This is a genomic window from Bradyrhizobium murdochi (genome assembly GCF_000472965.1).
In the GTDB taxonomy this organism is placed as follows: domain Bacteria; phylum Pseudomonadota; class Alphaproteobacteria; order Rhizobiales; family Xanthobacteraceae; genus Bradyrhizobium; species Bradyrhizobium murdochi.
Window position 1 is genome coordinate 211,109 of record NZ_AXAU01000001.1, and the last position, 15,159, is coordinate 226,267.

At 60.4% G+C, this 15,159-nt stretch carries 9 protein-coding genes and 1 tRNA gene; 4 read left to right on the forward strand and 6 right to left on the reverse strand.

The genetic code is table 11. The features are described 5' to 3' along the window. The first annotated feature begins 556 nt into the window (after window positions 1-556). Window positions 557-823 carry a hypothetical protein gene (locus YUO_RS0101140; protein WP_028345640.1) on the forward strand — a complete coding sequence of 89 codons (267 nt, stop codon included), beginning with the start codon at window positions 557-559 and terminating at the stop codon, window positions 821-823. A gap of 13 nt (window positions 824-836) precedes the next feature. On the opposite strand, the gene YUO_RS46965 is transcribed toward YUO_RS0101140, so the two are convergent. The 3 genes from YUO_RS46965 to YUO_RS0101155 form a co-directional block, all read right to left on the reverse strand. Further along, entirely contained in the window at window positions 837-1,637 is an 801-nt protein-coding gene (locus tag YUO_RS46965; protein ID WP_198027953.1) for a DUF1186 domain-containing protein, read from the reverse strand. Beyond that, on the reverse strand, window positions 1,585-1,818 hold the full coding sequence (locus YUO_RS46970) for a hypothetical protein (protein WP_051379168.1): 234 nt from the start codon (window positions 1,816-1,818) through the stop codon (window positions 1,585-1,587). The genes YUO_RS46965 and YUO_RS46970 overlap by 53 nt, the downstream gene beginning before the upstream one ends. 169 nt (window positions 1,819-1,987) lie before the next feature. Continuing rightward, a tRNA-Ser gene (locus tag YUO_RS0101155) sits at window positions 1,988-2,081 on the reverse strand. Window positions 2,082-2,868: 787 nt separating this feature from the next. Between YUO_RS0101155 and YUO_RS0101160 the strand changes: the two genes are divergently transcribed. Beyond that, the gene (locus tag YUO_RS0101160; protein WP_028345642.1) at window positions 2,869-4,455 is read left to right on the forward strand and encodes a porin; all 1,587 of its coding nucleotides are present in this window, start codon (window positions 2,869-2,871) and stop codon (window positions 4,453-4,455) included. A gap of 211 nt (window positions 4,456-4,666) precedes the next feature. Here the strand turns inward: YUO_RS0101160 and YUO_RS43565 are convergent, their stop codons facing one another. Both YUO_RS43565 and YUO_RS0101175 read right to left on the reverse strand, forming a co-directional pair. Then, window positions 4,667-7,855, reverse strand: coding sequence for an ABC transporter substrate-binding protein (locus tag YUO_RS43565; protein WP_198027954.1), 3,189 nt, complete (start codon window positions 7,853-7,855; stop codon window positions 4,667-4,669). Window positions 7,856-8,235: 380 nt separating this feature from the next. Then, window positions 8,236-8,985: a carbonic anhydrase family protein gene (locus tag YUO_RS0101175; RefSeq protein WP_028345644.1), complete on the reverse strand. Its 750-nt coding sequence runs from the start codon at window positions 8,983-8,985 to the stop codon at window positions 8,236-8,238. A gap of 315 nt (window positions 8,986-9,300) precedes the next feature. Between YUO_RS0101175 and YUO_RS0101180 the strand changes: the two genes are divergently transcribed. Both YUO_RS0101180 and YUO_RS0101185 read left to right on the forward strand, forming a co-directional pair. Beyond that, a complete protein-coding gene (locus YUO_RS0101180; RefSeq protein WP_051379170.1) occupies window positions 9,301-10,314 on the forward strand; it encodes a SphA family protein in 1,014 nt (337 codons plus the stop codon). 232 nt (window positions 10,315-10,546) lie between these two features. Further along, window positions 10,547-12,709 carry an alkyl/aryl-sulfatase gene (locus tag YUO_RS0101185; protein ID WP_083754425.1) on the forward strand — a complete coding sequence of 721 codons (2,163 nt, stop codon included), beginning with the start codon at window positions 10,547-10,549 and terminating at the stop codon, window positions 12,707-12,709. A 102-nt stretch (window positions 12,710-12,811) separates the two neighbouring features. On the opposite strand, the gene YUO_RS0101190 is transcribed toward YUO_RS0101185, so the two are convergent. Next, window positions 12,812-15,040, reverse strand: a complete 2,229-nt coding sequence (locus YUO_RS0101190; RefSeq protein WP_430649523.1) for a lytic transglycosylase domain-containing protein — start codon at window positions 15,038-15,040, stop codon at window positions 12,812-12,814. Window positions 15,041-15,159: the final 119 nt, after the last annotated feature.

Genomic DNA, 15,159 nt, shown 5'->3' on the forward strand with positions numbered 1-15,159 from the left:
GTACTCGCCCCCCGGAACGCCCGCTTTCGCTGCAGCGCTCCGACAAGCCCGCGCATCAGGCGCCCGGCACTGAGTTTGCCAAACTCCCTTCATTGTTCGTAGGCCCCGGCGGTTCGGTGCCGATTCAGGCGCGTTTCGGTGGCAGGCACGCCTTGAACTCCTGCATGACCGCAGCGCTGCGCGACGCCGGGTCACCTGCTGGAACCGTCAACGCCCGATCGGGTGACGGGTGATGATGGCACCGACATTGGCCGCAATGGTTATCGTTCCGCGAAACCGCAGGGTAAACCGACTTTCACGATTGGCCACTTCTCCCTGTGCCGCAGATACTTCTGCGATTCCGTGTTCAACGGCGCAAAGTGCGCGTTTACACCCCGTTCATCGCGAACCTTAAACTGCCCTTCAAATTTGTTCGGCCATGATCATCCCAACAACAGACCGGACAACGGCACGCGCATGATCCGCCAAAGTGTGGGCGGTTCGGCGCCGGGGATGTCAACAGTGGACAGGGGCCGCGCTCGGGGGAGGGCGGCAACGATAAGAAGGGGAGCTACAGATGTTTCAGGGGCAGATCGATCTCGACAACGCAATTCCGGTGGAAGCGACCGCTATTCCGGACGTGCTGTTCGAGCGCGGCCTTTACTGGGCGAGCGGCCGGTCCGGCGTGGTCAATCTCGTCGCGGCCCACAAATGGTTCAATCTCGCCGCGCTGAAGGGACGTGCGGATGCAATCTCGATGCGCCGCGAGGTCGCCGCCATGATGTCGGATGCCGAAATCGCCACCGCACAGCGCGAGGCGCGTGCGTGGATGACCGCGCATTAAAAAGTCGCCGGCGTCACGCCGGCGGCTCTCCGTTGGCAAGGCAGCATTTCTTGGCTTTCTTGCCGCTCCCGCAGGGATACGGATCGTTACGTCCGACGTGGCGCCAGGGATTTCTGACCGGCTCGTTCGGATGCACGAAATCGGCCCAAGGCGATTTCTCATCGCCCCCTTCGAACACGTCGTCTTCGGACCCGCGCGTCCAATCCAGCGATTCGAGCACATCCTTGATGTAACCCAGGTTGACCTGTGTGAACCGGTCGATGTCGTTGGGCGCGCTTTCGGCGTCGGCAAGATCCTCATCGAACTGAGAGCGATCGATCCACTCGGGGATACGGTCTTCGCGAAAGGCCTTGTCAACCAGCGGCACCAGATCGCACACGCCGAGCAGGGCGATCGCCCGCAGCCAGCCGACCCAGGCCTGATCGCCTTCTTCTGCCGGCCGTTCCTCACGGAACCGGACAAGAAATCCCTTTAGCCGATCGCGCTCGATGCGGTGCTCCCATGCGAGGAAGGTCGCTGCGCCAAACAACGCTTCACGGATGAATCCGTCGATCGAGCTGTCAGCGACCAAGGTCAACAAGCCGACGGTATCGCCATCGAATACGCCAGCGACGATTTTGGCCAGGCTCTCGGTGACGGTGTCGCCCAGCAGGAGGTCGACATCTTCATAGGGTCGGCGCAGCAGACGCAGCAGCGGCTGGCACGCTTCACGATTATGAGCTCCGCCCAGGATATGAAGCCCGCGGAACAGCAGCAGGCTTTCATCGCCTGACAACGCCTCCCCATCCGCAGCCCTCTCGAGGACGGCGCGCAATCGGCGCGGCTTCTTCGATTCTCGCCGTACAAACTGCGATGGCGTAATCAGGAAGGTCCGGTTCAGTCGCGATGGCGTGAAGGTGGTCTTCTATCGGACCAAGTTCGGGCGTGTTCTCGCCGTCACCAAGGAGCGCTTCGAATTCTTCTTTCTTCTTGCTGTCCTCCATGGCGAATTGCATGGGACGACGCTATCGCTTCGCGATCGAGAGCCGCTACTTGGACGGAGCTAAGAAGGAAGTGGCCTAGCCAGGGCGAGCGGCCCGCCGTCGCTGCTTCGCAGCTATGGCACCCGCCTTCGCGTGCGCTCCGTCGCGGGGCATGCCACGCCGAAGCGCACGCGAAGGCGGGTGGCGGAGCCGGAGGGATTCGAACCCTCGATAGGGCTTTACAACCCTATAACGGTTTAGCAAACCGCCGCCTTCAGCCACTCGGCCACAGCTCCATGAGGGCGGATATGCCCGACGCGAGGGCGAGCCGCAAGCGGCAGATTCAGGTTACGCCGGGGCTATTTAAAGGCGCTGCCGTTTCGCGTGCATTCCCACGACGGTCCGCATCCCACGGCGCGCGTTTAGGGCGCATCTTCCGGGCTTTGTGGTCTTGAGGTCGCATATGGCCGGTATATGGCCGGCACCGACCGGCTGGAATGCACCTCTGTCGGCGGTGAGGCGCCCGCTTCAGCGTTCGTAATTGGTGCGAATTGACCCGCCTTGCGGTTCCCCGGCAGCCTCCGACGTCCGATGGGCTGCAACCGTTGTCTTTATAATGTGCGTGATTCCGCGGTCGGGGATTCGGCGATCGCATCTCGATTCGACGCGAGAAAGAGGGCTCGTGACACGCGCAACCGCTTGCTGCGCTGCGCACGGCCCAATCGGGGTGTCAACTGAAGCTATTGAAAAATCTTCAATATAAACAATAGCTTGCAGAAAAACTTCGATCACAAATACGTGTTATTTGTGCAACACCCTTCGGAAAAGGGGCGAAGCCGGGCCGTTCGAAGCGGTTCCTTTATTGCGTGTGCAGAAGTCCTCGGTAATTGTGATCGGGCGACGGAGGGGGGCATCCCGAGGTCGTCCCGTTTTAGGTGGTTCGCTTAAGTCCCTCGCGTTCATGCGGGAGTGTCCGAAGGCGCGAAGCGACTAAGCGGGTTTCAGGGGACAAGGGAACCAACCTTAGGGTGTTTCACCCAGCGGATCCGGAACCTTCCCTACAGAGCAACTTGGAGGTTTAATATGAAGATGGTTAAGAGCCTAATTCTCGGCTCAGCGGCGGGTCTGCTCGCCATGAGCGGGGCGCAGGCGGCCGATCTTCCCGTAAAGGCCAAAGCGGTCGAATACGTGAGGATCTGCTCCCTGTATGGTGCTGGTTTCTGGTATATCCCGGGCACCGACACCTGCATGAAGATCGGTGGTTATCTGCGCATTGACACCACGTTCAACGGCGGCATCTATGGCGGCCCGGCGTGGAGCGGTGACATCGGTCAGGGCAACCGCTACGCCAATTACTTCGCGGCCCGTTCCCGTTTGGCGCTGACGGTTGATACCCGCACCGCCACTGAATACGGCGTTGTCCGCACCTTCGGTCAGGCCAACATCCAGTTCAGCACGCTCGGCAACACCACGTTCAATCCGAACTCGCTTGCGACCAACCTCGGCAACAACACGAACTTGCTTGACGCCGCCGGCGCGGGCTATGTCGCGGTTGACCAGATCTTCCTGCAGTTCGCGGGCTTCACCTTCGGTAAGTCGGTTTCGGCCTTTGCGTCGCCCTGGAACGGCTATCCGGGCAACAACAACTCGTTCCTGATGGGCGGTCCGGACTACGTGACCGGCGTCAACAACATCCAGTACCAGGCTCAGTTCGGCAACGGCGTGTCGGCCACCATCGGTTTGGATGAACCGACCGTGTACAACCGCACCGTTGTCGGTAACATTTCGGTTGGCCTCCCGGCTACCGGAAGCGGCGTGCCGGCGCAAGCCTACGGCGGCGTGCGTTCTCCGGACATCGTCGGCAACATCCGCGTCGACCAGGCCTGGGGTCTGTTCCAGATCGGTGGTTTGGCGCACCTCGTGAACGCTTCCTACAACGTGCTGAACCCTGGGACCGCTACTCCGAACGCCTTGTCTGAGATCAGCGGTCACCCCGAAAGCAAGTGGGGCGGTGCGGTGATGGCCGCGTTGCAGATCAAGAATCTGCCGACCGGTGCTGGCGACGACTTCAAGATCGACGCCACTTTCGCCAAGGGTTCCACCAAGTCGGTGATCTCGACCTCCGGCGCTTCGCCGCAGTTTCTGATGTTCGGTGACACCGGTCTTGCGGGTGGCTATCAGAGCATCGGATTCGGTGCCGTAACTGACGCCGTCTACTCGGGTGGCTTCGGTGGCGGTGCCACGCAGGGCCTGATCCTGACGAACGCTTGGGGTGTCCGTGGTGCCTTCAACCACAACTGGGATCCCTACTGGTCGACCAGCCTTTGGGGCAGCTACGCTCAGGTCCGGTATGACGGCGACGTTGGTGATCTGACCTCCGCCAAGGGGGCTCTGTGCTCCGCTTATGTCGCTGCAACGGGTGGCCTGGGTACCAAGACTGCGGACTTTAGCTGTAACCCGGACTTCAACGTCGCTCAGGTCGGCGTGACCACGCGCTGGACTCCCGTCAGGAACCTGACGTTCTCGGCTGAAGTCGGTGCATTCTTCCTCGACCAGAAGTTCACGGGTGGAAGCATTTTGGCACCTGCGGCTCCCAAGCCGGTCGCGCTCTACGAGTACAAGGACCAGAGCACTGTGTTCCTGAACGTTCGCGCTCAGCGTAACTTCTGATCCCGAAAGACTTGAAACACTAGGAGAACCCCCGGCAGGCAACTGCCGGGGGTTTTCTTTGTACCGTGCGCCGGAAGCTTGCTTGTACGAATCTGCCTTCTACTTCACGGCACCACCGCAAGAAACACAAACACATGGTGATCGTTGTTCCGGCGGGGGTGAAGGTGCACCTGGCGCTCGGTCGCGCCGCACGCGGATTTCTCTCTACGGCTCATTTTGCCGGAGCCGCGATCGTCGTAGCCTCGGCCGGCGGAAGGCACGCGGCGAGCATTGATTTTGCAACACCATCGTCCGGAAAGGCTCTCAGAATGTCTTCGTAGCGGCGGGCGGCGTGATCCAATTCGCCGCGCTCGAAGTACAACGAGGCTTCCCGCGTCATATCGCACATTCTCGCTGCATCGTCCGATACCTTCAGCTCGGGATCATCGCTGGCTCTGATGCCAAGAAGCTCGTAAATCATGAACTCGCGCTTGCGACCTTTGACCCGAACCTTCCTGATCGGCCTTGCTACGATGTTCGCCTTGACGGTTTCGACGACGCTGTCACTGATGCAGATCGTGGTACCGAATGTCTTGTTGATCCCTTCCAGTCGCGCCGCGACGTTCACCCCGTCTCCCATCGCCGTATAGCTCAGCCGCTCGCTTGAGCCGACATTGCCGACCAGCACATCCGCGCAATGCAGGCCGATGCGAAGATGCAAGGACGGTCGCCCCTGCCTGCTCCAGTCCGCGTTAATCTGTTGCATCCGCCGCGTGGCCCGCATCGCGCCGCAGCAGGCACGCAGCGCGTGATCATCGCGATACGCGGGCGCGCCCCAGAACGCCATGATGCCGTCACCAATGAACTTGTCGACAGTTCCGGACTCCTCCGCGATCGCCTGCGAGACGGCTTCGAAATGAACCGAGAGTTGCGCGAGCAGATCATTGGGCGCCATTTGCTCCGACAGGCTGGAAAAATCCTGCAGATCAGTGAAAAGCACTGTCAGGAAGCGCTGTTCGACGCCGAGCGTCAGCGGGGTTCCAGTCTTGATCAGCTTGCGGACCACATCCAGTGGCACGAACGAAGAGAACGAGCGCAGCGATGTCTCGAACAGCGAAACCGCGGTTTGCAGCTCCTTGATCTCCTTGATGTTGGATGATGGCGGGGTCGCGTGCGAGAACGTGAGATCCTCGACCAAACGCAATTCCCGCGACACGCCTTCGATCGGGCGCGACAGTCGCCGCGAGAACACATAGATCAGCAGCAGCTCGATGCCGGTCAGCGCCGTGATCAGAATGATCATCTGCTGATTCGTTCGTTTGAGGGTTCCGACAAAGTCGTCGGTCGGCGTCAGGGTGATGACTTCCCACGGCTTGCCGAAACTGCCGGGAAACGGCGCAAACGACGCGCTGATTTCTTCGCCGCTCTGCAGCGAGCGGAACAGGAAGTCGTCGCGGTTTGTCTCACTGTGCAGCCGATAGGCTTCGCGCACGTTCTCGTCGGCAATGGTGTCCAGTTTAGCAATTTCCACTCTGTTGTCCTGCTTTCGGACGATCTTGTGCAGGTCTGGCGCCGCGATGATCGTCCGGTTGGCCGGATTGGCTATCAGCGTCGTGCTACGGGCACTGGCGCGGTGACTGGTGAGAAACCGCGACAGCACATTGAGCGTGATATTCGCCGAGGCACAGCCGATGAACGCGCCGTCTTTGACGATCGGAAATCTGACGGAGATGATGGGATAGCCGGTGTCCGGATTGATCGAGGGCTCCTCGACGATCAGCGCCCGGACTTCCTTCGCGGCTTGGTACCCGGGCAACGTCCTGATGTCGAGTATGGTATCGACGTCGTAGTTGCCCACGATGTGAGGCCAGGCGTCGAAGAAGGTGCGGTGCCGCACGCGCCGCGGAGATCCGGAAAAGCTGTCGATATAGCTGGAATGCCAGTTCGCCGACGCTGGAATCTTGGGGTCGGCGCGCCTGCGATCGTCATCGATCCGGGTCACGACCCGATGATAGCCGTCCTCCAAGCTGACATAAACTGCATCGATCTGCGGTGCCGACGTGAGCGCCCGATAGAGTAGCTCACGGCTTTCTTCCTGCTTAAAAGTCGTGGGATCCTCCGCGGCGACCGTCGCGAGCAACTCGAGCGTCGCCGCAACCGGATTGATGAGGTTTGCTGCGTCCTCGATGCTGGCCTGCTTGGTTTTGGTCACGACATCGTTCAGCGTCGCATTGATCGCTGCGGAGTTCTGCTGGTAGTTGTAGACCAGGATGAAGATCAGCACGGGAATGCTGAGAAGGACGAACAATCCCGACATCACCCCGCTAAGCCGCAGTTCGCCGAACACGCGAGCATTCCGACGACAAACGATCAAACCCAGCACGGAGACAATTGCTAGCGCGAGCAGACCCCAGAGCTTCGGCTCATCTAGCCGTGCTCGCCACCCTCCATCGTCGGACATATAGATCAGCCCGTCCGGAAGCTTCGCCTCGCTCAACATTCCAATGTCGACATAGGCCTGGGCGATGGCTTTCCACCGCTCGCTGCTCTGATGACCAATCGGCGTGAGATGCGGCCGAATCAGCAGTTCCGTCCGCGCTGCTTCGAACAGCAGCGCCTTCCGATCTTTTTGTGTGGAGTATTTGCGTCGTATCAGATCGACAATCTCCTCCTTGTGGGCGAGCGCGTAGGCCCAGCCCTTCAGGCTTGCAGCGCGAAACGCCCGTGCCCGCTCGGGATGCTCCGCTACCTGCTGCTTCGAGGTGCAGAGGTTGTCGCCGTAAAAGTCGAAGCCATAGGCGCGCGGCGAGAAGAACAGATACGGCGTGCCATACTCCTCGAACAGGTAAGGCTCGTTGGTGCTGTATGCGACCATGGCGTCCGCTTTGCCGCTGAGCAGATCACGCGGGTCGCCGGCATGGGTCACGCGGGGCAGGTCCGCGTAATCGACCCCCTCGCGCTTCAGCATCGCCGCAATATCGTCGCTACCGGGGGCATCCATCAGGCGGTGCCCCTTCAACTCAGAGATCACATGGATGCCGGCGCGGTGCGGCACCAGGATGATCGCCGCAGAGTGCTGAAAGATCACGCCGAGGACGACGTTGTTCGCACGCATGGCGCTATTGACGAGTACGCTGGTCGTACACACGCCGAAGTCGGCAGCCCCTTTGGCCACCTCGGCGCCCGCGTCGACGCCGGGGCCGCCCTCGCGAATGTCGACCTCCAAGCCGCTATCGCGATAGAATCCCTTCTCGACCGCGGCGTAATAGCCCGCGAACTGAAACTGATGTTTCCACTTGAGTTGCAGCGAGACATGATCGAGTGCGAAAGCCGGCGCAAGCGAAAAAAGGACAAGCCCTGCTATCAGGCAAAACGCGAACACAACGCCGCGCCCCTGACACAGTCTTCGCGCTGCGGACAAGTCGAGCTCTATGCTCATAAGTCAGCCGTTCGCAGGCAAGGCCTGTCGATTCAGTCGCGAATTTGAAGCAATTCAAGATAGTGACTGCAGTTGGTAGCCTATATCAAGCTTCGGTTGTCCTTCAAGTCATCCTTGGCTTTTCAATTGGGCATTAGTCCTTACCAAGCCGGGCTCGCGCGGAACGTAGCCCTGCAGCAAAAGGGTAACTCTGAGTGCTTAGTACCCAAGTCAGTGTTTCCGGCCCCAAACCTTCTGATCGAGTGCAGTCACTTGGCGGACTATCGTGAGGCGCAGTGATGAGAGTGCCAGCCATTCCGGTCGCGACAGCCGACACAAGCCAAATCTTCTCGAGGCGGCCCCGCTCCACCGCTTCACGAGCTTCAGTCGAAGAACTCCACTGCGCCCGTCTCGAGATTGTACATGGCGCCGGTGATCTTGATCGTACCCTTGGCCTCCAGTTCAGCCAGAACGGGGCTGTCCTTCCGGACATTGGCCACAGTCATCTCAACGTTCTTGCGCGCAACGGCATCCACAAAGGCATAGTTCTTCGCCGACCGCTCGCCCGTGTAGGCTGTCGCCTGAACTGCGGGTTTGATCTTGGCCAGCAATCCTGTGAGATTGCCCAACTCGGCGTTATCGATGGCGCCTTTGATTGCACCACAGGCGGTGTGCCCCATGACAAGCACGACTTTGGCACCCGCCAGTTTGCAGGCGAACTCCAGACTGCCAAGAATATCCGGGTTTTCAACGTTGCCCGCGACCCGACAGTTGAAAATATCCCCGATGCCGAGGTCCATGATGACTTCAGCCGGAGCTCGCGAGTCGATGCAACTGAGCAGGGCCGCCGCAGGGTATTGCCCCGAGGCGCTTGCCTTCTGCTCACGAAGATAGTTGCGCTCCTTCCTTTCGCCCTTCCGAAACCGCGCATTGCCATTTTTCATAGCCTGAATGATTTGATCGGGTGCCAACTTGTCGCGCAGCTCCTTCGTAAGAGCGTCCGCGCGTGCGTCATGCGCGAAAAGCAGGCTCCCACCACCGAGTCCGGCTGCGGTCGCTCCGCTCGCTACTTTGAGAAAATTGCGGCGGTTGAAACAATTGCAGTCCTGAGGATGTCCTGAGTTCTGATGCACGGTGCCCCTCCATAGTTGCAGTCCCGCCAGCGCGGCGGCGCGAAACACTAACCTAGGCCCGTGCCACAATCAAAGCTCCGTATACGGCAGCGAGACAGGCCGCGGACTGCAAGACCGAGGCGCATGCGTGTGGCCCAAATCCCACAATCAGAAGTTTTGTCGTAATCTCGTCACTTGTCCCGCGCCACAAAAGGTTGCATGATGATTGGTGGTTGATCGGTCTCCTTGGGGAGATAACCGATGAAAAGTGTTCAGCAATCTTTTTTCTACCCGGCGTTTTTCCGTCCTCGAGCATTTTCGCCGCGAGCCGCGGCCATGATCGTCGTCATGGCCGTTCTGGGGACGATCGATCCTGCGAGCGCGGACGAGGACGGGATCAGCTTCTGGCTTCCAGGAACGTTTGGAAGCCTGGCCGCGGTGCCGACGGCACCCGGTGTCTCCTTCGTGTCTTCCTACTACCACACGTCCGTGACTGCCGGCGCCAACGTCGCGGCCGCGCGTGAGATCACGATTGGCCGGTTCACTCCGACCGTCACGGCGAACCTCGCAGCAAACCTCAGGGCGACGGGAGATCTGGTTTTCCTTACACCAACCTACACATTTGCGACACCTGTTCTGGGAGGTCAGGCGGCCGTGAGCATGACCGGCGTTTTCGGGCGCACAAGCACCGCAATTGACGGGACGCTGACGACGATGGTCGGCCCCTTCACCTTCGTGCGATCCGCTAGCGTTAGCGACGCGCTGACGAGCGTTGGCGATCTTTACCCGATGGCGACGCTGAAATGGAATCAGGGCGTCAACAATTTCATGGTCTATACGAGAGGAGACATTCCGGTCGGTGCCTACGATGCGAAACGCCTGTCCAATATCGGCATCGGCCATGGCGCCATCGACGCCGGCGCGGGCTATACATACTTCGACCCGACGAAGGGCCATGAGCTCTCGGCGGTCGCGGGGTTCACCTACAACTTCAAAAATCCGACCACCGACTACCAGAGCGGCGTCGACTTTCATCTCGACTGGGGCGCGTCTCAGTTCCTGTCCAAACAGGTTCACGTCGGGCTCGTCGGATATCTGTACAACCAGATCGGATGCGACAGCGGTCGAGGCGACAGGCTCGGCTGCTTCCGATCGCGCGTAGCCGCCGCGGGGCCTCAGATTGGATACATCTTTCCGGTTGGCGAGATGCAGGGATATCTCAACCTGAAGGGATATTACGAATTCGCCGCCGACAACCGGCCGCAAGGCTGGAACGTGTGGCTCTCCTTCGTGATCTCGCCGCCGACACCCGGTGCACCGCCGTCGCGATCCCCGCTGGTGTACAAGTAGCGTTCGTAGCTGGAGCGCATCAAGTGCGCATCGCCATTTTCGTCGATAGACCCTTTTCCGATTGCCGATTGGAGGCGACCACTCATTGAAGGGCGCGGAGAGACCCGCGCCGATCGAGCCGTTGCGGAGGCTCTACTTTGATACTTTGATCACTGCGGTTCATCCTAACCCTGCGACGAGCGGCCAATCCGATTTGGGCGTCACAAACAATGGTGTGCGACAGGAGGACACTATGGGCGTTGACAAAGTTGCCGGCAATTCGAGCCTCGAGACGGACGATGTGGTCCACCTCTTGAATCGGCGCAGTCTTCTTTTGGCAGGCACCGCGGCGGCCGCTGCATCCACATTTGGCGTCATCCCAACAAGTGCCCAACAGTCGTCGGCTCAAGCGGTTGCCTCCGCACCAGATCACTATCACCCCAAGGGCAAGCCGCCCTCAACTCACACCATCAACATTCAGAATGCTCTGCGAAATTCAATGCCATTCGACGACAAGCTCGATTTCGAGGAGGCAAAAAAGGGCTTCATCGCGGCACCGCCGTACCGGCAGATCAAAGCGGAAGCCGGCCACGTTGCCTGGGACATTGGGAAATACGATTTCCTGCTTCAGGGAAAGGACTTTGACAGCATTCATCCCTCACTGCAGCGCATGGCAATCTTGAACATGGGCTACGGGCTCTATGAGGTTGTGCCTGATGCTATCTTTCAAGTGCGTGGCTTCGATCTCGCCAACATTTCTTTCATCAAATCGAACACCGGTTGGATCATTTTCGATCCACTCACCGCCAAGGAGACCGCGAAGGCAGCCCTCGACTTTATAAACCAGAGGCTTGGCAGCCGCCCAGTTGTTGCGGTGGTCTACTCGCACGCCCATGGCGACCATTTCGGAGGGGTTCGGGGCGTAGTGGATGAAGCTGATGTGAGGAGCGGGAAGGTCAAGATCATCGCTCCCGAGCATTTTCTCGAACACGCAGTCTCGGAAAACGTCATGGCGGGGAACGCCATGAGTCGCCGCTTGGCGTATCAGTATGGTGCCGTACTGCCCGCAAGCCCTTATGGTCACGTCGATCAATCGATCGGAAAGACGACCGCGGCGGGTAACACCGGCCTCATTGCGCCGAATGTAGAAATCAAGCAGGCATTCGAAGAGCTAACGATAGACGGCGTTGCGATGGTTTTTCAAAATACGCCAGGCACCGAATCGCCAGCGGAGATGAATACCTATTTTCCGCAATGGCGCGCATTCTGGTCGGCAGAGAATGTGACAGCGACAATCCATAACATCTACACGTTACGCGGCGCGATGGTGCGCGATGCCCTTGCGTGGTCAAAACACATCAATGAGGCGCTTTGGCGCTTCGGCCAGGAAGCCGAGGTCATGTTCGCCTCCCATTCGTGGCCGCGCTTCGGCAACGCCCGCGTTCAAGAGGTCCTGCGCGGGCAACGCGATACATATGCTCACCTGAACAACTACGTGCTCTTCCTTGCCAATCAGGGCGTGACGGTCAACGAGGTACACAACGTCTACCAGCCGCCGAAGAGCCTGCAGAACAAATGGTACGCGCGTTCGTATCACGGTTCTGAGTTTCACAACTCGCGTGCGGTTATCAACCGCTATATCGGTTACTGGGACTGCAACCCGGCTACGCTGACGCCGCTGTCACCATCGGATTCAGCCGCGCTCTATGTCGAGATGATGGGCGGCGCGAGCAGGATCATGGCCAAGGGTCGCGAGCTCTTCGATCGTGGCATGTACCGCCACGGCATGGAAATCCTCAACAAGCTCGTCTATGCCGAACCGAATAATCAGGAGGCCAAGGATTTGCTGGCCGATAGTTTCGAACAGCTCGGCTATCAGTACGAATCCCCCAGTCTACGCAACAGCTTTCTGGCCGCGGCGAAAGAGTTGCGCGACGGGTATCAGCCTGGTGCGAAACTGAAATCTGCGGGTCCGGATGTCGTTCGCGCGATGACCACTGGACTTTTCTTGGACTTCCTTGGCGTGCGCGTGGACAGCAAGAAGGCCGAAGGCATGAAGTTCATCATCAACGTCGATATGCCTGATATCAACGAGCAATACCTTGTCGAGATGAGCAATGCCACCCTTACTAATATCAAAGGCCGGCAGGCCAAGAACCCTGACCTCGTCATGACTCTGAACCGCTCCGATCTCGAAACAGTCATGGCGGGAGAATCAAGCTTCGACGCTCTGGTTTCTTCAGGAAAGGTGAAGCTTAGCGGAGATCTCAAGGTGCTAGCTGACTTGCGCTCGGTCGTAGTGCAGTTCAATCCCGCCTTCCAGCTTATGCCCGGTACAGTGACGGGAACGACGCCGCTCCAGAGCGCACAGGTTGATCCCTTCGAGCAGCCCGAGCCAGAACTCTTGGCAGAATAGATCCGGTCGGCCGAGGCTTGTTTCGCGCAACAGCCGATGGGAGCGAGGTATGGCCTCGGCGGCGCGAAGCGGCCGCAAGCGCAGCGTGGATCTATGATCCCGCTATTCGACGCTGGCGCCGCGGTGCAGGTCGGCTTCAATCTGAAGCTTGGTCCCACCGCCGAACCGCGCGCGATAGACCTGCAGATTCTCCATGATCCGCTGCACGTAGTTCCGCGTCTCGGAGAACGGGATCTGCTCAACCCAATCGACCGCGTCGACCTTGGGATCGCGGGGGTCACCGTAGCGCTCGATCCATTTCTTCACGCTGCCGCGACCGGCATTGTAGCCCGCGAAGGTCAGAATGTAGGAGCCGCGATAGTCCTGGAGCAGCCCGCCGAGCTCGGCCGCGCCAAGCATGGCGTTGTAGACGGAGTCCGTCTTCATCCGCTGAAGGTCGAAGCTGACGCCGGCCCGCTTGCAGACGTAGCGACCGGCGTCCGGCGTCACCTGCATCAGCCCGTAGGCCTGGGCCGGTGAGACGACGGCCGGATTGAAGGCGCTTTCCTGCCGCGCGATCGAATAGATGACGCTGGGCTCGACCTCGGGTCCGATTTGCTTGAACGACGGGATGCCGGTGATGGGATAGGCGTAGACGTCGAACGGCAGGCCGCGATTGAGCGCGGCCTTGCCGAGCAGCAGCATGCCGCGGGCGTCGCGGTAGCGCGAGGTGAGCTCGCCGAGACCCGCCAGGGCGTCGGGATCGCCGTTCTCGCCCATGTCGGCGAAAATCGGGATCGCGAGTTCGCGCTCGTCGAGGTCATACAGCAACTGCACCGCGCGAACGATCTCGAATCGCTCGACGCTGCGGCCGCGCCCGCTCGGGACGCCGTTCAACTGAAGCTGCGGCAGGCCGAGCTTGGCGCGGGCGAGCTGACCATAATAGCTGGTTGATTGCTCGGCCGCGCGGCCGTACGCCGCGCGGGCCTCTTGCGCGCGACCGGCCGCTTCCGCCGCGCGGCCTTGCCAATAGCCGGCGCGCGCCAAAGCAGTCGGGTTCGCGCTGCCGACGCCGATGCGCGCGAAGTGCTGGGCTGCGACCGCAGGATCTTTCAGGAACCGCAGCGCAATCCAGCCAGCGGTGAATTCCTGCTCGGTCTTGTAGATGTCACGCGTCGGCAGCGCCGCATCCCGCGCGATCAGATACGCGGTGCGATGCTCGCCGACATCAAGCATCTTGCGCGCGAGCAAGCGCCGCTCGATCCACCATTCGTTGAGATTGTGCAGGCGGTTCGGGTCTTTCGGCGCGCTCAACATGAGCTGCGCGGCCTCGTTGAACTTCTCTTCGCGGCGAAGGAGCTGGATTTTCGCGAAGATGTAACCGGTTTCGCCGTGCAATTCGCGCGGCACCGCCTCAAGCAGCGTCCTCAGGTTGGAAGACTTTTTGTTGGCCGCGATCCGCGCTTTCGCGAGCGCCACATGGCCTGAGCCGAGCCGTTTCGCGGCGCGCATGCCGCCGGTTTCCTGCTCAGTGCCGTAAAGCAGCGTCTCCATCCGCGCCTTGTGGTCGCCTACCGTCAACAGTGCGCCGAACATGTCGAGCGCGGCGTTCTCGGTGTCTTCCGACATGCCGTCGTGACGCCAGGCCTCGCGAACCAGCCGTTCGGCATTGGCGCGATCGCCGCGCGCGAGCATCGCCTTCGCCAGCGCGAACTTGCCCTTGCCCGAGAGCGGCGATTCATTCTCGAACCACGACCAGACAGTCGAATCGTCGCGGCGATCGTCCCATAGCGCGGCCTCGATGCGCCGGCGCAGGAAAGTCTGCGACGGCCAGCTCGGATTGGCTGAAACAAACGCGCGGTAGCGCTCGACCGAGGCGTTGTTGTTATCGCTGCGTAGGATCAGCCATTCCGCGAGTTTGCGGGCGACCGGATCCGAGATCGTGGCTTGCACCTGCGTTGCATCGCCGGCCTTCTGCTTGCGCACCAATTCGATGACCTTCTCCAGCGCGTCCTTGTCGGCCTGAGACGTCGAGGAGGTCGCGGCCACTGCGGCTGGGGCGTATCTGCGCGGGGGCGGCGCGACAGCATGCTGGCGGGTCGCAGGCGCCAGAACAGGCGGCGGCGGGGCCGGCGCTGCATGCGCCGGCGCAGTCGGTGCAGCCGGGGTGTCGGTATTCGCTGTCGGCGCGGACTTGGGAACGACGTTGCGGGCAATCGGCCGCGGCTTCGGCACGGGAACCTTTGACTTGGCCCAGCTTTCCAGGGGGAAGGAAGTCAGTCCGATCGCCAGCGCCAGACTTGTGGCCAGTGCGGTCGATCGCAATGCGGCGGCGCGGGCGGAAGGGATCACGGCTTTCCTCTGCGGCGGCGAATCATTCAATCGCTCCAGCCTTGGTCTATTTTGATTGAATATGTGGACAAAATGCTAAAAGGGTCGCGCTGGACCTGTTTGCGCCATCACCGCGGCAA

What these genes read in the sequence shown, in the direction of transcription:
- YUO_RS46970 (WP_051379168.1), bottom strand. Translation starts at nt 1,818, where the DNA reads ATGCAATTCGCCATGGAGGACAGCAAGAAGAAAGAAGAATTCGAAGCG.
- YUO_RS0101160 (WP_028345642.1), top strand. Translation starts at nt 2,869, where the DNA reads ATGAAGATGGTTAAGAGCCTAATTCTCGGCTCAGCGGCGGGTCTGCTC.
- YUO_RS0101185 (WP_083754425.1), top strand. Translation starts at nt 10,547, where the DNA reads ATGGGCGTTGACAAAGTTGCCGGCAATTCGAGCCTCGAGACGGACGAT.
- YUO_RS0101140 (WP_028345640.1), top strand. Translation starts at nt 557, where the DNA reads ATGTTTCAGGGGCAGATCGATCTCGACAACGCAATTCCGGTGGAAGCG.
- YUO_RS0101180 (WP_051379170.1), top strand. Translation starts at nt 9,301, where the DNA reads ATGATCGTCGTCATGGCCGTTCTGGGGACGATCGATCCTGCGAGCGCG.